Origin of the sequence: Allobosea sp. OK403 (assembly GCF_900113835.1) — a bacterium.
GTDB lineage: Bacteria > Pseudomonadota > Alphaproteobacteria > Rhizobiales > Beijerinckiaceae > Allobosea.
Genome location: NZ_FOQV01000003.1, coordinates 863,153 through 881,687 on the forward strand (window position 1 = coordinate 863,153; position 18,535 = coordinate 881,687).

An 18,535-nucleotide genomic window follows, 5' to 3' on the forward strand; every position below is an offset into this window, starting at 1 on the left:
ATTCTACTTTTACAGCCACAGACAGATATAATCTTCTTCTCACGGACGGAATACGAGAATGGATGCGATAGACCGGAAAATCCTCACCGTCCTGCAGGGCGACGCCAACATCTCGATCGCGGAACTCGCCGACCGCGTCGGGCTGTCGCAGACGCCGTGCTGGAAGCGCATCCAGCGGCTGGAGCAGTCGGGCGTGATCGTGAAGCGCGTCGCGCTGGTCGCACCCGAGAAGATCGGGCTCGGCCTCACCGTCTTCGTCCAGATCGAGACCGCCGACCATTCCGGGCCGTGGCTGGAGAAATTCGCGCAGATGGTCGCGTCGATGCCGGAGGTGATGGAGTTCTACCGCATGGCCGGCGATGTCGACTACATGCTGCGCGTCGTCGTCGCCGACATGGCGGCCTATGACGGCTTCTACAAGAAACTGATCGAGACGATCCCGCTCAAGAATGTGACCTCACGCTTCGCCATGGAGCGGATCAAGTCGACGACGGCCTATCGCGTGCCGGATCTGCCGAAGGCGTGAGCGCGATTTACCCCTACGCCGTCATTCCGGGCGCAGCGAAGCGGAGACCCGGAATCCATCTTAGAGTGCGTCGTCCTTCGATGGATTCCGGATCGGCGCCGCTACGCGGCTTGTCCGGAATGACGGCCGAGGACAACGCAACAGCCCGCCTCACGACCGCCCGCCATCTACGGACAACACCTGCCCGGTGATCCAGCCGGCCTGCTCGCTCAGGAAGAACAGCGTCGCCGCCGCGATGTCGGCCGGCGTGCCGAGGCGGCGGGTATGGATGCCCTCGACCAGGCGTTTCTGCCCCTCTGGGCCATAGCTCTCCCATTGCCGCTCGGTCGCGGGGTTGGAGCGCACGAAGCCCGGCGCGACGGAGTTCACCGTGACGCCATGCGGGCCGAGCTCCCAGGCGAGCTGCTTGGTCAAACCGACCAGCGCGTGCTTGGCGCTGGCATAGGCCTGGATGCCGGTGAGGCTTGGCCGCAGGCCCGCGCCGGACGAGATCGTGACGATGCGGCCATAGCCGGACTGCCGCATCACCGGGGCTGCGGCCTGGGCGAGGAAGAAGGCGGCGTCGACATTGGCGGCGAAGATCACGCGCCAATCGGCCTCGGAAATCGCCTCGATCGGCCGGCCAACCTGCCCGCGCACCCCGCCGGCAGCATGGACCATGAGATCGAGCTTGCCGCTTTTCGCGACGATCTCGGCAATGAGCGCGCTCGCCGCCTCAGGCGTGCCGAGATCGACCGCATGCGGGGTCGCGCCGATCGCCTTGGCCGTTTCGGCCACGCCCGCAGCGTCGATATCGGCAAGGTGCACGGTCGCACCGGATTCGACCAGCGCCGCTGCGATGGCCCGGCCGATGCCCTGAGCTGCGCCCGTGACGAGGGCTACGCGATTGTCGAAGCGGATTTGCATTGGTCGAGCAGGACTTTCAGCGTGGCGAAGGAGAGCGGGCGCTTGCCGTCCTCGATCTCATGGATGAGCGAAACCAGTGTGATCAGCGCCGGGGTGGCGACACCCGCCTCGCGGCCCAGCGTCGCGATGATGCCGATCTGGGGATCAACCTCGGTCTTGCGCTTGCGCACAGCCAGATCGCGCCAGATGCCGGAATGGGTTTTTGCCGTCTTGGAGGTGTAGTCCGCGAGCCAGGCAATCGTCTCGATTTGCGGGCCTTCAGGCTGGCCGGGTGCAAAGACCATCGGATCGAACGCGCCGAAGCCGAGGGAGCGTACATCGCGGGCAGCGGCGACCGCGCCGACCTCGCGACCGAGCGCGAGCCAGACCGGCAGGCGTTCGGGATCGGCGAAATTCGCCGACATCGTTTCATCCGTCAGCGCCGTGCCGAACAACATCGCGCCATAGGCGAGCTTGCCCCAGAGCGAACCCCAGATGTTGTCGGTCACGACCGAATCCTGGTCGAAGAGCTTCAGCAACGCATGCATGTCGTGCAGGCGCGGCGTCATCGCCCCGTCGAGTTCGCCTACGACGACCGCGCCGCGATTGCCGTACAAAATCTCGCCCGGCCCATGCCAGTCCGCGCCGAAATTGACGAAGCAGCCCATGGTGTGCGCCTCGCCAAGCTGGCCTGCGATCGTCAACTCGTTGAGGCCGTTCTGGGCCGAGAGCACGAATCCATCCGCCGCGAGATGCGGCTTCAGCGCCGCGACCGCAGCTTCGGTCGCGCCGGCCTTCACCGCCAGCACAATGCGTTTATAGGTGCCGGTCAGTTCGGCCGGCGTCACGGCCGGGACGATCTGGCGGAACGCCTCGATCGGCCCGGTGATCGCAAGGCCCGTCATGCGGCAGGCCTCGACATGCTCAGGCACGATATCGACGAGGAGGACGGGGATGCCGGCGCGGGCCCAATAGGCGCCCAGCGTGCCGCCGATCGCGCCTGCGCCCCAGATCAAGATGGGTTCGGCTGTGCTCATGCCTGCCCCGCCATCTCGACATCACCATGGGTCGCGACATGGACGAGCCCGTCGGGCGTGACCCAGCCGCGATACATGCCTTCGGAATTATAGGGCGCGACGATGGCGCCATCTGCATCGATGGCGACGAGGCCGGCGCCGATCTTGTGCGCCGTCAATTCGGCCAGGACCGTGTCGGTCGCCTGTTTCAGGCTCAGCCCCTTATAGGCGATCAGCGACGCGATCTCGTGGCCGACGCAATAGCGAATGAAATACTCGCCCTTGCCGGTGCCTGAGACAGCGCAGCGGCCGTCACGGGCATAAGTGCCAGCCCCGATGATGGGGGAATCACCGACGCGCCCGACCGGCTTGTTGGTGTAACCGCCGGTCGAGGTCGCCGCGGCGAGATGACCTTGCACGTCTCGCGCAACCGCGCCGACCGTGCCGTGTTTTTCCGCCTCGCTCGCTTCCGAGGCCGTGCCGACCAGTTCCCGGATCTTCATCGAGGAGAGGTTCTTGCGGCGGCGTTCGGTCGAGAAATACTCGTTCTCGACCATGTCGAGGCCTTCATGCTCGGCGAAGGCGTCTCCGGCCGTGCCCGCCAGCAACAGCGGATCGCCACGCCGCATCAAGGCTTTCGCAGCGCTGACTGGATTCTTGACGCGTTTTACGCCGCAGAGCGCGCCGGCCGCCAGCGTCGCGCCATCCATGATCGAAACGTCGAGCTCATGCTCGCCATCGGCATTGAAGGCCGCGCCGTGGCCGGCATTGAAATGGGGCGAATCCTCCATCACGCGCACGGCCGCTTCGACGGCATCCACCGCCGTGCCGCCCCTGGCGAGGATCACCCAGCCGGCGCGCAGCGAGGCTGCGAGATCGGCCCGGGCCTGCGCCCATTCGGCGTCGGTCATCTCGGCCTTGGGCAGCGTGCCGCAGCCGCCATGGATGGCGAGAGCGATGTTGGTCATGTGATGGAACCTCGGAACGGGGCAGTCGGCAATAGGCAGTAGGCAGTCGGACGAGCGGTCGGCGGCAGAAAACGACTGCCGACTGCCTATTGCCGACTGCCTGCCCGCTCACTTCTTGGCGGGCTTGATGTCCATCGCCAGCGTGTCCTCGTCGATGCGCGTTGCGAGCGTCACCTTATCCTTCTGCATCGCCCAGGCCGAGCCGACCGTGACGATCGGCAGACGCGGCCGGTCCGTGGCGACCAGGGCATTGGCCTCCTGCAGGAAGGCCGAGCGCTTGGCTTCGTCCATCTCGATGGCGGCGTCCTCGATCAGCTTGTCCATGACCGGGTTGGAGTACCCGGTGACGTTGAAGGCGCCGAGTCTCTTGGCCGGATCGTTGGTGTGGGCGACGGAGGAGAGCGTGTAATTCGCCTCGCCGGTCAGCGTGCCCCAGCCGGACATGCTCGTCACATAGTCGCCACGTGTCCGCGCCGGGAAGAACACCGCGCTGGGCTGAGCGTTGGCAGTGACCTCGAGGCCGACGCGCGCCAGCATCTGCGCGATCGAGGTGCCGACCTGGCGGTCACCCGGCAGGCGGTCGCTGGTGAAGGCGAACGCGAATTTGAAGCCGTTGGGATAGCCGGCCTCGGCAAGCAGCGCCTTGGCCTTGGCGAGATCGGGCTTGCGCGGCGGCAGGCTCTTGTTGAAGCCGAAGATCTCCGGCGTCATGAGCTGGTTCGCCGGGGCGCCAAGGCCTTCCATCGCGATCTCGACGAGCGCCGGCCGATCGATGGCGAGGTCGACCGCCTCGCGCACCTTCGGGTCGGCGAAGGGGTTTTTCGGCAGAGCCGAACCATCCTTGGCGGTGACGCCCGGCGGATTGTCCTTCATCGACATCTCCATGTTGAAGACATAGATGGAGTCGATCGAGCTCACCGTCAGCTTGGCGTCGCGCTTGAGGGTCGGCACGTCGGAGGCCGGCACGCGGACGATGAGGTCCACCTGACCCGCCTTGAGCTGGGCGACGCGAGCCGCGTCATTGGGCAATTCCTTGCGGACAACCCTGACCCAGGGCTGCTTCTCGCCCCAGAAACCGTCGAAACGCTCGAGCACGAGCTGATCCTTGGGCGTCCAGGAGACGAATTTGTAAGGCCCGGTGCCGACCGCCGCCTTGCCGCTGTTGAAGGCTTCGTTGGCGGTATCCTTGGTGAGGCCGGCCGCTGCCTTGTGCGAGACGATGAAGAGGCGGACGAAATCGTTCGGCAGGGTCGGCGCAGGCCCGTCCGTGGTGAGCTGGATCGTCAATGGATCGATGATCTTGATCTGCTGGACGCGACGGACATAGGGCGTCGTCGGGTTGGGGCCGGAGACGACCGCGACGCGCTCGATCGAGAATTTGACGTCCTCGGCGGTGAAGTCCGAGCCGTCATGGAATTTCACGCCCGGACGAAGCTTGAACTCCCAGACGTCGGAGGCGATCGCCTTCCAGCTCAAGGCGAGGCGCGGCTCGATCTGCAGCTTGTCGCCGGACCAGGTCAGCGTATCGAAGACGTGCTTGAGCGCTTCAGCATGGGTGCCGGTCGCGGTGTAGGCCGGATCGATCGATTCCGGGCCGGCGCGCACGCCGATCGTGAGGTTCTGGGCGAGGGCTGCGGTCGAAACCGACATGCCGAGCATGGCCGCGAGAGCCAGCGAGCGAACGGGAAGGGAGAGCGTCATGAAGGAGGTCCTCTGAGATCTGTCATGCCTTGTCGAGCGGCGGCATGATCGGTTGATTCCACGCGATAGTTTTTCTCTAGTGAGCCCGGCAGGCAGTCTCGACGCGCCGCGCTGCGTCAGTTCTTTGGAAAGATGGTTCGGATGCCTCCGGGCTATGTCTGGTTCTCGAGATCATTGGGCCAGCTCGGCGAGGCAATGACGAGCTTGTCCATCAATTCGCAGAGCTGGCGCTGCTCAGCTTCGGTGAGCCCTTCCAGCATGGTGGTCTGCTGCTGCACCATCACCGGCATCGTCTCCTCGAAGATGGCGCGCCCGGCCGTGGTCAGGCGCAGCACGAAGCTGCGCAGATCGTCGCGATCGGTCTCGCGCTTGAGTAGGCGGCGGGTCAAAAGCTTCTGGATGGCGCGCGAGAGCGTGTTCTTGGGCAGGCCGGAGGAGGCCACGATGTTCTTGGCGGCCACGCCGTCCCTCAGGCCGACGGCGTAGAGCACGACGAATTCGGGCCGCACCAGGCCGTAGCGCGTCTCGATCCAGCGATAGACGGGATCGTTGAAGCGGAAGGCGATGAAGTTCAGCCGGAAGGACAGCCAGCAGGGGTTGTCCCAGAGCTTGGTGATGGTGAGCGGATCAAGGTCGCGCAGCGCGGCCTCGCGCTCATGGTCGAGACGCGACAGAGCGGTCGGGGCGCGGCGCATGATCAGCTCCCTGATTTAGTTCCAAATGGAACTTGACGCTCCTGAAAGCAGGAGTCAAGGATGGCCTAGCCATCGGATTTTGCCACACTTTTCTGCAAGGAACGGGCCGTGCATATCGCACAGATGAACTGGATGCAGGTCGAGGCGCAAGCCAAGCGGGACGACCGCTGCGTCCTGCCGCTCGGCAGCGTCGAGCAGCACGCCTATCTGAGCCTGGCGACCGACGCGATCCTCTCCGAAAAAGTGGCTCAGGATGCGGCGGAACCGCTCGCTATCCCGGTCTTCCCCGTGCTCGCCTATGGCATGACGCCGGGCTTTGCCGCCTATCCCGGCACCGTCTCGCTGCGGCTGAGCACGTATATTGCAGTGGTGGAGGACATGCTCGAAGGATTCTACCGCTCCGGCTTCCGCCGCATCATGCTGGTCAACGGCCATGGCGGCAATTCGCCGGCCATGACCTTCTGCACGGAGTGGATGGGCGTGAGGACCGATGCCAACGTCAGGATGCACAATTGGTGGGCGGGGCCGCGTTTTCAGGCGGCGGTGAAGGCGATCGATACGGCGGCCTCGCACGCCTCCTGGATGGAGAACTTCCCCTGGACACGGCTGGAAGGCGTGGCGCTGCCCAATGCCACGAAACCGCCCTTCAACGCGGCGCTTTATCAGGCAGCCAATCCGGCCCGGAAGCGCGAGATCCTGGGCGACGGCAATTTCCACGGCCGCTACCAGCGCTCCGACGAGGAGATGCTGAGCCTCTGGCAGATCGGCGTCGAGGAGACTCGCGCGGCGATGGTCGAGGATTGGCCGTGAGGCGACGCCACGGCGCCCGCCCATGCTAGGCCACATTATCGAGCGCGTGGTGCAGGCGCTCGCCGTCATGCTGGTCATGTCGGCGCTGGTCTTCGTCGGCGTCTACGCCATCGGCAACCCGATCGACGTGCTGATCGGCCCCGATGTCAGCCAGGACATCAGGCTGGAGACCATCGCCCGCTATGGGCTCGACCGGCCACTCTGGGAGCAGTACTTCACCTTCCTCGGACGCATCCTGCATGGTGATTTCGGCCGCTCCTTCGTCTTCGGCATGCCGGTGCTCGACCTGATCCTGTCGCGCCTGCCGGCCACCCTGGAACTGACGCTGCTCGCCGTTTGCGGCGCTGCGCTGATCGGAATTCCTGCCGGCATCTATGCCGGCTATCGGCCCGACGGCCTGCCCGCCAAGATCATCATGGCGGTCTCGATCCTGGGCTTCTCGGTGCCGACCTTCTGGATCGGCCTCGTGCTGATCATCGCCTTCGCGGTCGAATTGCAATGGCTGCCGGCGGGCGGTCGCGGCGACACGGCCTCGCTCTTCGGCATCGAATGGAGCTTCCTGACGCTGAACGGGCTCAGCCATCTCTTGCTGCCGGCGCTGAACCTCGCCTTCTTCAAGCTCGCCTTGATGACGCGCCTCGCAAGGGCCGGCACGCGCGAGGTGATGCTGACCGACACGGTGAAATTCGCCCGCGCCGCCGGTCTCTCGGAATGGACCGTGCTGCGCCGACATGTGCTGCGATTGATCGCGATCCCGATCGTCACGGTCTTCGGACTGGAATTCGCCTCGACGCTGGCCTTCGCCGTCGTCACCGAGACGATCTTCTCCTGGCCCGGCATCGGCAAGCTGATCATCGATTCGATCACCTCGCTCGACCGGCCGGTGATGGTCGCCTACCTCATGCTTGTCGCCTGCGTCTTCATCACGATCAATTTCCTGGTCGATCTTGCCTATGTCGGGCTCGATCCACGCCTGCGGAAGGCGCGCGCCTGATGAAGCCCGCCTCCCCAATCGCCCGCTTCTGGGCCGAGTTCCGCGAGAGCCGGGTCGCGCTCGCCGCACTCGCTGTCGTGGTGCTGATGATCGGCGTTGCGCTGCTTGCCCCGCTCGTCGCCCCGCAGGACCCCTATGACCTCGCCAATCTCGTGCTGATGGATGCGCGCCGGCCGCCGGGTTTCGTCGGTTCGGGCGGCTACACCCATATCCTGGGCACGGACGCGCAGGGGCGCGACCTGTTCTCGGCCATCCTCTACGGCCTGCGCATCTCCTTGGAGATGGGTTTGATCGCCGGCTCCTGCGCCTTCGTGATCGGCGTCAGCCTGGGGTTGGGCGCGGCTTATGTCGGGGGGCGCTGGGAGGCCTTCATCATGCGGGTGATAGACCTGCAGCTCGCCTTTCCCGCGATCCTGCTCGCGCTCGTGCTCTCGGCCCTGCTCGGCCAGGGCAAGGCACAGTTCATCACCGCGCTCACCGCCGCCCAATACGCCTATTTCGCCCGCACCGCCCATGGCGCAGCGGCGGCCGAACGCGGCAAGGACTATATCGAGGCGGCGCTCTCGACGCCGCTGCCGGGCTGGCAGGTGGTCTTCCGCCACATCCTGCCGAACTGCCTGCCACCCCTGATCGTGATCGCGACCGTGCAGGTCGCCAACGCCATCGCGCTCGAAGCCACATTGTCCTTTCTCGGCGTCGGACTTCCGGTCACCGAACCCTCGCTCGGCATGCTGATCTCGAACGGTTTCCAGTACATGCTGTCTGGCCGCTACTGGATCTCGATCTATCCCGGCATCGCGCTGATCGTGCTGATCGTGGCCATCAACCTCGTCGGCGACCAGATCCGCGACCAGGTCAATCCGAGGCTGAAGCGATGAGGGACCGGCTCAGACCGTTCCCGTCATGGTCGGGCTTGTCCCGACCATCCACGTCTTCCTTCGGCGAAGGCAGTGTTCGAGACGTGGATGCTCGCCACAAGGGCGAGCACGACGGCAGAGGCAAGTCGCCATGACCGCGCCCCTCCTCGAAGTCGACAATCTCGCGACGCATTTCTTCACCCGCGCCGGGGTGGTGAAGGCGGTCGACGGCGTTTCCTTTCGTCTGAGCAAGGGCGAGGTCATGGGCCTCGTCGGCGAGTCCGGCTCGGGCAAGAGCGTCACCGGCTTCTCGCTGCTGGGCCTTGTCGATCCGCCCGGCCGCATCGCCTCGGGCGCCGTGCGCTTCGAGGGGCAGGACCTCGTTTCGATGCGGCCCTCGCAACTGCGGCGGCTACGAGGCAAGCGCATCGCCATGGTCTTCCAGGACCCGGCGACGACGCTGAACCCGGTCATCACCATCGGCGAGCAGATGCGCATGGCCTTGGAAGCCCATGGCGTGACCGGCGAGCAGGCGACGCGCGCGCGCAGCGTCGCCGTCCTGACCCGCGTCGGAATTCCCGATGCCGCGCGCCGCCTGGGCGCCTATCCGCACGAGTTCTCCGGCGGCATGCGCCAGCGGGTCGCGATCGCAATCGCGCTGCTGCACGATCCCGCTTTGCTGATCGCCGACGAGCCGACGACAGCGCTCGACGTCTCGATCCAGGCGCAGATCCTGGCCGAGATGAAGGCGCTCGTCGCCGATCTCGGTATGGCGCTGATCTGGATCAGCCACGACCTCGCTACCGTCTCCTCGCTCGCCGACAAGATCGCGGTGATGTATGCCGGGCGCATCGTCGAGGCCGGCCCGACGGCCGCTGTGCTGCGCAATCCGCGCCATCCCTATACGCGCGGGCTGCTGGATTCCCTGCCGGCGCGGGCCGAGCCCGGCCGCGATCTGGTGCAGATTCCGGGCTCCACGCCCTCGCTGCTCTCGCTGCCGCCGGGCTGCGCTTTCGCACCGCGCTGTCCGCGCGCCGACGCCGCCTGCCAGGTAATGCCGGAGCTGGTGACGGAACGCCTGCGCCAGCATCGCTGCCACCATCCGCTCGGGCTGGAGGTCGCGACATGACCGACGCCTTCCTCAACATCGAGAACGTCTCGCGCCGGTTCGCGCCGCGCGTCTCCTTCGGCGACAGGATCGCGGCCAGGCTCGGCCAGAAGGTCGACACCCGCATCACTCACGCCGTCGACGGCGTCTCGCTGTCCGTCGCCAAGGGCGAGGCGCTCGGGCTCGTCGGCGAATCCGGTTGTGGCAAGTCCACGCTCGGCCGCGTCGTCGCCGGCATTCTGGCACCGAGCTCGGGTGCGACTTCGGTTGCCGGCGAGCCGGTGATGTCGGGTGGGCGCAAGACGACGACGCGCGTCCAGATGATCTTCCAAGACCCCTTCGCCTCGCTCGATCCGCGCATGCAGGTCGGCGACACCATTGCGGAAGGGCCGCTCGCGCATGGCCTGACGACGAAAGCACAGGCGCGCGACTATGTCGGCAAATGGCTCACGACCGTGGGGCTCGATCCCGCCTTCGCCGCGCGCTACCCGCACCAGTTCTCGGGCGGGCAGCGCCAGCGCATCGCGATCGCGCGTGCGCTGGCGATGCAGCCCGACATGCTGGTCTGCGACGAGCCGGTCGCCTCGCTCGATGTCTCGATCCAGGCGCAGATCATCAATCTGTTCCTGAAGCTGCGCCGCGAGCTCAACCTCACCATGCTGTTCATCAGCCATGATCTCGGCGTGGTGCGCCATCTCTGCGACCGCGTCGCGATCATGTATCTCGGCCGCATCGTCGAGCTGGGCGAGACGCAAGCGGTCTACGCCGCCCCGCAGCATCCCTATACCCAGGCGCTGCTCGACAGCGTGCCCAAGCTCGTGCTCGATGACGGAGTCACGACGTCATTCAAGCCTATCGCAGGCGAATTGCCCTCGCCGCTCTCGCCGCCGGCGGGCTGCCATTTCCATTTGCGCTGTCCGCTCGCGGCAGAGCGCTGCCGCGAGGAGCGGCCGCTGCTGCGCGAGGTCGGCGCGGCCCGCCTCAGCGCCTGTCATTTCGCGCCTTTCGCCCCCGCCTGAAGGAGCCTGCCATGACCGATCTGCCCCTCGAACCCTGGCAATGGCCTGAAGAGACCTGGCGCGCCAAGGTCGACCGCGTCCGCGCCGGACGCAATCTGAAGCCGAAGGCCTGGCCCAATGGCGCGCGCTGCGCGGTGGCGCTGTCCTTCGACGTCGATCACGAGACCAACGAGCTGCGCGATGGCGGCAAGTCGGTCGGGCGGCTCTCCTGGGGCCAGTACGGCAATCGTGTCGGCATGCCGCGCATCCTGAGCCTGCTGGCGAAGGAGGACATCCAGGCGAGCTTCTTCGTGCCGGCGGTGACCGCGCTGCTTTACCCGGACGAACAGCGCCGCGTCGTCGCGGAGGGCCACGAGATCGGCCTTCACGGCTGGATCCACGAGGTCAATACCGCCGTGCCCCCGGCCAATGAGCGCGACTTGCATCTGCGCTCGGCCGACACGCTGGAGAAGGTCACCGGCGTCAGGCCTGTCGGGATGCGCACGCCGTCCTGGGACTTCTCGGAAGTCACGCTGGCGATCGAGCGCGAACTCGGCCTGCTCTACGATTCATCGCTCTTCGCCGATGACGACCCCTACGAATTGATCGACAAGGGCGAGGCAACCGGCATGGTCGAGTTGCCCGTCGAATGGATTCGCGACGACGCGGTCTATTTTAACATGAACCGCTTCCAGGCCTTGCGGCCCTATACGGCGCCGGAGACCGTGTTCGATATCTTCCGGCGCGAGTTCGACGGCGCCTATGAGGATGGCGGGTTGTTCCTGCTGACGATGCACCCGCATATCATCACCTATCGCTCGCGTATCTGGATCCTCGAGGAGCTGATCCGGCACGCCAAGGCGAAGGGCAATGTCTGGTTCGCCAGCCATGCCGAGATCGCGCGCTATGTGAAGGCCCAGTCCGGGCTCTGAACCACACCGTCTCGCCAGGTAATGCCGGGCGGGACGGAACTCTGCCCGATTTCAGCCGTTTTCGCTTCATCGGTGGTTCAGCGCGCAAAGGCGTTGATGCCCGTCGCTGAAACGGAAACGGATCCCATGACGCGCACCAAGAACTGGCTCCTGATCGGAACCATGCTGCCCGCGATCACCTTGTCGCAGGGGGGCTTCGCCGCTCCCTCCGCTCAGAACGTCCTGCTGCTGGCGCAAGCGCCTGCCCCCGCGCCCAGCGAGGAAGAGCCTGGCCGGCCAGGCCGCCCACGCCCTCCAGGACAGCAGCCGGGAGCCGAGCGCCCGCCCGCGGCCCGGCCTGCGCCCGGCGCGCCGCCGGCGATACAGCGCCCTGCTGCTCCGGCAGCCCCGAACGCCGCGCCATCGGCCCCGGTCGCGCCCCGTCCCGCCCCGGCTCCGCCGGCCGCCGCGCCAGAACCTCGGCCCCAGCCCCGGGCCGAGCCGCCGACGGCACGCCCCGTACCACCCGCGCCCGCTCCGCGCGCCGAGCCGCCCCGCGAACCATCGATGCCGCGCCCCGTGCCACCGATCATGGCTCCCGCCCCAGGCGAACCCGGCCGCCCGCCAGCGGCGCGGCCGCAGCCCCTGCCCGGCCAGCCGCCAGCCGCGCAGCCGACGCCTACCCCGGCAGCTCCGGTCGCACCGCGTCCGGCTCCTGTTCCGCCGGCCGCAACGCCCTCCACACCGGGATTACCCACAGCCCCGACCGCACCGCGCCCTGCGCCGCCGCCCGGCCAGTTCCGCGCCCCACCCGCCACTGCCCCGGGCCAGGCACCGGCGGCCCAGCCGACGCCCGTGCCTCCACCCGCGGCGGCTCCGGCAGCTCCCGCACCAGGCGGACGCGGCCCGGGCGCTCCTCCGGCGTCACCCACCCAGCCGCAGCCCGGACAGACCGTGGCGCCTCCGCCCGCGGCCGCTCCAGCCGCGCCGGCTCCAGGCGGGCGCAGTCCGGGAACGCCCCTGCCGCCACCTGCCGCCCAGCCGCAGCCGGGACAGACCCAGCCCGGACAGACTCTGGCGCCTCCGCCAGCCGCAGCCCCTACGGCTCCCCCTCCAGGCGGGCGCGGCCCGGGCGCTCCCCCGCCGCCTTCGGCCCAGCCGCAGCCCGGACAGACCCTGCCCGGACAGACTCTTGCGCCTCCGCCAGCCGGCCAGCCGCCAGCTGGTGCTCCCGGCCAACCGCCGGCGCCTGACCGGCAAGGCCGGCGTGGCGGCATCGGGCTTGGCGGCGCAGCCGCGATCGGCCTTGGTGCCGGCGTGATCGGCGGCATCATGGCGACGCAGGGCGCGGAGCGCTTCGACGATGTCCGCAGCCGGCGCGAGGAACGACGCGACGGCGACGTCACGATCATCCGCGAGCCGGGTCGCACGATCATTCGCGACGATGACCGCGTCATCATCCGCCGCGACGAGACGCAGGCCTTCCGCGATCTCGGTTTCCAGGGCCGAACCGAGCGCCTGGGCGATGAGAGCCGCAACGTCTTCGAACGGCCCGACGGCACGCGCATCGTCACGATCACCGACCAGGATGGCCGCCTGATCCGCCGCACGCGGCTCGACCGCAACGGTCAGGAGTATGTGATCATCGACAACACCCGCCGCGATCGGCCCAATGACCGCTTCTCGGACGAGATTGTCGTGCTCCCGCCGCCACCGCTGCCGATGCCGCGCGAGCGCTATATCGTCGATGCCGAGCGCGCCGATGAGCGTCTGATCTACGAGACGATCATGGCCCCGCCGATTGCGGCGATCCCGCGCCGCTACACGCTCGACGAGGTGCGCTATTCACCCGATCTGCGGGCGCGGATGCGCAGCGTCGACATCGATACGGTGACCTTCGAGACAGGCTCCTGGACCATCGTGCCGGACCAGGCACAGCGGCTCGCCACCATCGCCCAGTCGATCCGGCAGGGGCTGCAGAGCTCGCCCAACGAGGTCTTCCTGGTCGAGGGGCATACCGACGCCGTCGGCTCCGACATCGACAACCTGTCCTTGTCGGACCGCCGCGCTCAATCGGTCGCGGAAATCCTGACCCGCGACTTCGGCGTGCCCGCCGAGAACCTGACGACCCAGGGCTATGGCGAGCAATATCTCAAGGTCGCGACGCAGGAGCCCTCGCGCGAGAACCGGCGCGTGACGCTGCGGCGGATCACGCCGCTGCTGGCCGGGCAGAGCGGGCGCTGAAGACAATGCCGGCGCGGCGGCTCGCTGCCGCGTCGGCTCGCTTTCGTCGCATCGCTTTCATGAAGCGGCAAGGTCTCTGGTCTAGATCACGTTGCATTCGGATGACTTCGTCCAAATGCGACGTGATCTATTCTAAAAGCTGAGAGCATTGCTCTTGCGAAAAACCGGTACCCACTTTTTTCGCGCAAGGCTCTAGCTCTAGCCGAGAGGAGACCGACATGAGCGATTCATCGATTGCCATCGCGCAGAGCCTCGCGACGAGCCAGGCTGCGGCCACACGCCAGACCATCCAGACCGAGATGGTCAAGCAGCAGGCCGATGCCGAGCAGGCTGTGGCCGACCTGCTGCAGCAGGGTGCGGCCCAGACGAAGGCTGCCCTTCCGGCCGGACAGGGCCAGACCGTCGACATCACCGCCTGAGCTCCTGCCTCATGATGTAGAGCACGACGATCTGCGACCACGCAGCGATACCAGCCGTCGGCATGCAGCCCGGCGAACGAAACTCCCCGGGAGGCGCCAGCCAGCCGAGCCGTCATCGGGAGAGGTTCACTGGTGCCAAGCTTTGTTAAGACCTCGAATGCGAGGATTATGACCACGATGTGAGGCTCCGCTTCGGAGAAACCAGCCATGAAGGCGATTCGCATCAATGGTCATGCCGGGAGCCTGCCGCGTCTGCCATTCTGGGCCGCTGCATTCGTCACGGTGGTCTGCATCGCCATTCTCGCCCTGAGCGGATGGCGCGAATGGACCACCCGAGAAGCCGATCTGAAGAACGCCGAAGTCGACATGATCAATCTCTCGCGCTCGCTGACACAGCACGCGGAGGATACCATCGAACTCGCCGACGCAGCACTTTTCGGCTTGGCCAGCACACTGGAGGCAAACGACACGGGTCCCGCCGCAATCGCGACAGTCCAGAATGTTCTCGACCTTCGCAAACCGACGCTAGGGCGAATCCGCGGCCTCTTCGTCTACGACGAAACGGGCCGCTGGCTGGCCACCACGGAGAAAGTCGACTTCGCTGGCCTCAACAACAGCGACCGCGCATATTTCCAGCACCATCGCGCTGTGGACGATCGTCGCATCTATCTGGGCCGACCCGTTCAAAGCCGGGCCGGTGGTCAGTGGATCATCACGGTGTCACGGCGCCTCAACCATCCCGATGGCGCTTTCGCCGGTGTGGTCCTGGCGACGATCGACGTCGGATATTTCTCGCAGTTCTATCGTCAGTTCGACATCGGCCCCAACGGGGCAATCACGCTGCTCAGTGCCGACGGCATTCTGCTCGCGCGCAGCGTCGATAACGACACCTATGTCGGACGAGATATGTCGGCGACACCTCTGATCAGGGACAGGATGTCCAGGCCCGCCGCCGGCGTCTATTATTTCAAATCACCGCTGGATGGGCTGCAACGTTTGAGTTCCTTCAGGTTCAGCGAGCGATATCCGCTCCTAGTGCTGGCGACGGAAGCCCAGGACGATATTCTGGCGCTCTGGCGCCAAGCCGCCATGGTCCGGACGGCCTTCGTGCTGGCTTTGACATTGCTGATTGGCGTCATCGGCCTACATCTCGTGCGTCAACTCTATGAGCGTCAGCGCATGGCGGCAGCGCTGATCGCCAAGGAGGCCGATTTCCGTCTGCTCGCGGAAGCATCCAGCGACATGGTCACCCGGATCGATTTCAACGAGCGCATTCTCTACGCTTCCCCTTCCTCCGCGAGCGTTCTGGGCTGGGACCCAGCGCAACTGGTCGGAACGCCTGCTCTGGCCGGCGTCGACCCCGAGGATTTGCCCCGTGTCGAACAGGTCGTCGCTGCGCTGAAGCGTGGCGAGATCGAGGAAGCCAGGATCATCTATCGCACGCGCCACCGAGAGAAGACCGAGATCTGGATCGAGACGACCTTGCGCGTGACGAGGTCCGATAGCGGCACGATCGATGGCGCCGTGGCGATCTCGCGCGATATGACCGAGCACAAGGATCTGGAAGACAAACTCGAGGCGCTGGCGACCTTGGACGGACTGACGGGGCTCGCCAATCGCCGATGTTTCGACGAGCGGCTGGAGCAGGAATGGGCGCGAGCCTCGCGAGAGGGCACCGCCCTTTCCGTGCTGATGATCGATATCGACCATTTCAAGAAATTCAACGATCGTTACGGACATCCGGCTGGAGATGGCTGCCTGCGTGCTGTGGCCGCCGTCCTGGCCGCGCAAACACGACGCCCGGGCGACCTGGCCGCGCGCTATGGAGGGGAAGAGTTCGCCCTCCTCTTGCCGAACACGGATGCCGAAGGCTGCGAGCTGGTCGGCATGAGGTTCTGCGATGCGCTTCACAACATCCAGATCCCGCACGGGTCGAACCCTCCGTCCGGGCTCGTCACGGCGAGCCTTGGCGGCGCGACCGCCTGGCCGAACTCCAATGCAACGACAGACTGCGCCTCGTTGGTTGGAGCAGCTGATCGGGCGCTTTATTCCGCCAAGGACGGCGGGCGGGATCGCATCGTCATGTCGGGACGAGTGCTGCCGTGGCCGCGCGCCAGGAGCGCCTAACCCGCAACAGAGCGCATTAACGGAATGCGCCGCTTCTGAAGATGGCTCCACGCGATCCGTCGTCGCGCGAAGCGCCGCCGCAATCAACTAGGCGATGAATACACGGCAATGACGCCATGCGAGCCGGGCGCTGTTTGCCGGTTGCGCACTGGCGCTATCACGCCTAACTTCCCAGCCGTTCCGAGGGGTGCTCGCAAGAGCTGAGATGGCCTTCCAGGCCGAACCCATCGAACCTGATCCGGGTCATACCGGCGGAGGGACTGGAACGCGGCTTGCGCAGAATTGCGGCCGCAGACAGCGCTAGACCGCTTCGACGCCGGATCTCCTGAACCTTGGACCAAGGAGGAGATCCCCATGAACGTTCACACCAAGTCAGCCAAAAACAGCGTCAAGGCCGCGCCCAAGTTTGGGGCACCGACCGGTGTCACCACCGGCCCGATCATCGGCTCGCGCAAGATCTATGTCGCGCCGCCGGAAGACCCGACCATGCGCGTGCCCTTCCGCGAGGTGCAGCTTTCGACCGACGCGGAACCGCCGGTGCGCATCTACGACCCGTCAGGGCCCTTCACCGAGACCGACGCCAGGATCGACCTGAACCAGGGCCTGCCGCAGCCTCGCCGCGGCTGGCTCGATGCGCGCGGTTTCGACAGCATTCCTGGCCGCGAGGTCACCGCCGCCGACAATGGCAACATCTCGCCCGAGAACCTGGTGCCGGCCTGCCCGGCTGAGCGCCCGGTGCTGACGGCCAAACCCGGCCAGATGGCGACGCAGTACGAGTTCGCCAGGGCCGGCATCATCACGCCCGAGATGACCTATGTCGCGCATCGCGAAAACCTCGGCCGTGCCGCGATACTCGAAGGCGCCCGCGAGCGTCATGCCGATGGCGAGAGCTTTGGCGCGAGCGTGCCGGAATTCGTCACCCCGGAATTCGTGCGCAGCGAGATCGCGCGCGGCCGCGCCATCATTCCCGCCAACATCAACCACCCCGAACTCGAGCCGATGGCGATCGGTCGCAACTTCCTGGTCAAGATCAACGCCAATATCGGCAACTCCGCCGTGACCTCGGGCGCCGCCGAAGAGGTCGAGAAACTGGTCTGGGCGATCCGCTGGGGCGCCGACACGGTCATGGACCTGTCGACCGGCCGCAACATCCACAACATCCGCTCCTGGATCCTGCGCAACTCGCCGGTGCCGATCGGCACCGTGCCGATCTACCAGGCGCTGGAGAAGGTCGGCGGCGATCCGGTCAAGCTCGACTGGGAGGTGTTCAAGGACACGCTGATCGAGCAGGCCGAGCAGGGCGTCGATTACTTCACCATCCATGCCGGCGTCAGGCTGCCCTATGTGCCGCTGACGGCTTCCAGGGTGACCGGCATCGTCTCGCGCGGCGGCTCGATCATGGCGCGCTGGTGCCTGGCGCATCACAAGGAAAGCTTCCTCTACGAGCGCTTCGACGAGATCTGCGAGATCATGCGGCGCTATGACGTCTCGTTCTCGCTCGGCGACGGGTTGCGTCCGGGCTCGATCGCCGACGCCAATGACCGTGCCCAGTTCGCCGAGCTGGAGACGCTGGGCGAGCTCACCAAGATCGCCTGGGACAAGGGCTGCCAGGTGATGATCGAGGGCCCCGGCCATGTGCCGATGCACAAGATCAAGGAAAATATGGACAAGCAACTGCGCGAATGCGGCGAGGCGCCCTTCTACACGCTAGGGCCGCTGACGACCGACATCGCGCCGGGCTACGACCACATCACCTCGGGGATCGGGGCGGCGATGATCGGCTGGTTCGGCTGCGCCATGCTCTGCTATGTCACGCCCAAGGAGCATCTCGGCCTGCCCAACCGTGATGACGTCAAGACCGGCGTCATTACCTACCGGATCGCGGCCCATGCCGCCGATCTCGCCAAGGGTCATCCGGCGGCCAAGCTCCGCGACGATGCGGTCAGCCGCGCACGCTTCGATTTCCGCTGGGAAGACCAGTTCAACCTTGCGCTGGACCCTGACACCGCCCGCGCCTATCACGACGAGACGCTGCCCAAGGACGTACACAAGGTCGCGCATTTCTGCTCGATGTGCGGGCCGAAGTTCTGCTCGATGAAGATCACGCAGGACCTGCGCGCCGAGGTGCTGGCCATGGGCGAAAACGAGCGCGCAGCACTCAATCAAGCGGCAGCGCAGATCGAGACACAAAGGCACGAAGGCATGGCGGCGAAATCGCAGGAATTCCTTGCGAGGGGCGGCAATCTCTACCTGCCGGCGGCCGAATGAGCACGACC

At 66.3% G+C, this 18,535-nt stretch carries 16 protein-coding genes and 1 riboswitch; of the genes, 11 read left to right on the forward strand and 5 right to left on the reverse strand.

What is annotated here, in order from left to right:
* Window positions 1-58 precede the first annotated feature (58 nt).
* Window positions 59-526, forward strand: coding sequence for an Lrp/AsnC family transcriptional regulator (locus BMZ97_RS15295; protein WP_092170895.1), 468 nt, complete (start codon window positions 59-61; stop codon window positions 524-526).
* Between the two features lie 150 nt (window positions 527-676).
* Here BMZ97_RS15295 and BMZ97_RS15300 read toward each other — a convergent pair whose 3' ends face one another.
* The 5 genes from BMZ97_RS15300 to BMZ97_RS15320 all read right to left on the reverse strand — a co-directional run bounded on the left by BMZ97_RS15300 (window position 677) and on the right by BMZ97_RS15320 (window position 5,791).
* Window positions 677-1,432 (reverse strand): SDR family NAD(P)-dependent oxidoreductase, encoded by a 756-nt coding sequence (locus BMZ97_RS15300; protein ID WP_092170898.1) that lies wholly within the window; start codon window positions 1,430-1,432, stop codon window positions 677-679.
* Complete coding sequence (locus BMZ97_RS15305; protein ID WP_092170902.1) at window positions 1,405-2,448, reverse strand: ketopantoate reductase family protein; 1,044 nt, start codon at window positions 2,446-2,448, stop codon at window positions 1,405-1,407. Before BMZ97_RS15305 ends, BMZ97_RS15300 begins: the two co-directional genes overlap by 28 nt.
* Window positions 2,445-3,395 (reverse strand): isoaspartyl peptidase/L-asparaginase family protein, encoded by a 951-nt coding sequence (locus BMZ97_RS15310; RefSeq protein WP_092170905.1) that lies wholly within the window; start codon window positions 3,393-3,395, stop codon window positions 2,445-2,447. Before BMZ97_RS15310 ends, BMZ97_RS15305 begins: the two co-directional genes overlap by 4 nt.
* 108 nt (window positions 3,396-3,503) lie before the next feature.
* Complete coding sequence (locus BMZ97_RS15315; protein WP_092170907.1) at window positions 3,504-5,096, reverse strand: ABC transporter substrate-binding protein; 1,593 nt, start codon at window positions 5,094-5,096, stop codon at window positions 3,504-3,506.
* 152 nt (window positions 5,097-5,248) lie between these two features.
* On the reverse strand, window positions 5,249-5,791 hold the full coding sequence (locus BMZ97_RS15320) for a MarR family winged helix-turn-helix transcriptional regulator (protein WP_092170910.1): 543 nt from the start codon (window positions 5,789-5,791) through the stop codon (window positions 5,249-5,251).
* 108 nt (window positions 5,792-5,899) lie between these two features.
* On the opposite strand from BMZ97_RS15320, the gene BMZ97_RS15325 reads away from it, so the two are divergent.
* The 10 genes from BMZ97_RS15325 (at window position 5,900) to thiC (ending at window position 18,527) form a co-directional block, all read left to right on the forward strand.
* A complete protein-coding gene (locus tag BMZ97_RS15325; protein WP_092170913.1) occupies window positions 5,900-6,601 on the forward strand; it encodes a creatininase family protein in 702 nt (233 codons plus the stop codon).
* 22 nt (window positions 6,602-6,623) lie between these two features.
* Complete coding sequence (locus tag BMZ97_RS15330) at window positions 6,624-7,595, forward strand: ABC transporter permease (RefSeq protein ID WP_092170915.1); 972 nt, start codon at window positions 6,624-6,626, stop codon at window positions 7,593-7,595.
* Window positions 7,595-8,473, forward strand: a complete 879-nt coding sequence (locus BMZ97_RS15335; RefSeq protein ID WP_092170918.1) for an ABC transporter permease — start codon at window positions 7,595-7,597, stop codon at window positions 8,471-8,473. Before BMZ97_RS15330 ends, BMZ97_RS15335 begins: the two co-directional genes overlap by 1 nt.
* Window positions 8,474-8,603: 130 nt before the next feature.
* The gene (locus BMZ97_RS15340) at window positions 8,604-9,581 is read left to right on the forward strand and encodes an ABC transporter ATP-binding protein (protein WP_092170921.1); all 978 of its coding nucleotides are present in this window, start codon (window positions 8,604-8,606) and stop codon (window positions 9,579-9,581) included.
* The gene (locus BMZ97_RS15345; protein WP_092170924.1) at window positions 9,578-10,579 is read left to right on the forward strand and encodes an ABC transporter ATP-binding protein; all 1,002 of its coding nucleotides are present in this window, start codon (window positions 9,578-9,580) and stop codon (window positions 10,577-10,579) included. Before BMZ97_RS15340 ends, BMZ97_RS15345 begins: the two co-directional genes overlap by 4 nt.
* 11 nt (window positions 10,580-10,590) lie before the next feature.
* The gene (locus BMZ97_RS15350) at window positions 10,591-11,490 is read left to right on the forward strand and encodes a polysaccharide deacetylase family protein (RefSeq protein WP_092170927.1); all 900 of its coding nucleotides are present in this window, start codon (window positions 10,591-10,593) and stop codon (window positions 11,488-11,490) included.
* Window positions 11,491-12,423: 933 nt separating this feature from the next.
* Window positions 12,424-13,713: an OmpA family protein gene (locus tag BMZ97_RS31575; RefSeq protein WP_244546419.1), complete on the forward strand. Its 1,290-nt coding sequence runs from the start codon at window positions 12,424-12,426 to the stop codon at window positions 13,711-13,713.
* A gap of 218 nt (window positions 13,714-13,931) precedes the next feature.
* Window positions 13,932-14,132 carry a hypothetical protein gene (locus BMZ97_RS15360; protein ID WP_092170932.1) on the forward strand — a complete coding sequence of 67 codons (201 nt, stop codon included), beginning with the start codon at window positions 13,932-13,934 and terminating at the stop codon, window positions 14,130-14,132.
* A gap of 207 nt (window positions 14,133-14,339) precedes the next feature.
* A complete protein-coding gene (locus BMZ97_RS15365) occupies window positions 14,340-16,259 on the forward strand; it encodes a sensor domain-containing diguanylate cyclase (RefSeq protein WP_092170935.1) in 1,920 nt (639 codons plus the stop codon).
* Between the two features lie 173 nt (window positions 16,260-16,432).
* Window positions 16,433-16,537, forward strand: a riboswitch (TPP riboswitch).
* Window positions 16,538-16,613: 76 nt separating this feature from the next.
* Window positions 16,614-18,527: a phosphomethylpyrimidine synthase ThiC gene (thiC, locus tag BMZ97_RS15370; protein ID WP_092170937.1), complete on the forward strand. Its 1,914-nt coding sequence runs from the start codon at window positions 16,614-16,616 to the stop codon at window positions 18,525-18,527.
* Window positions 18,528-18,535: the final 8 nt, after the last annotated feature.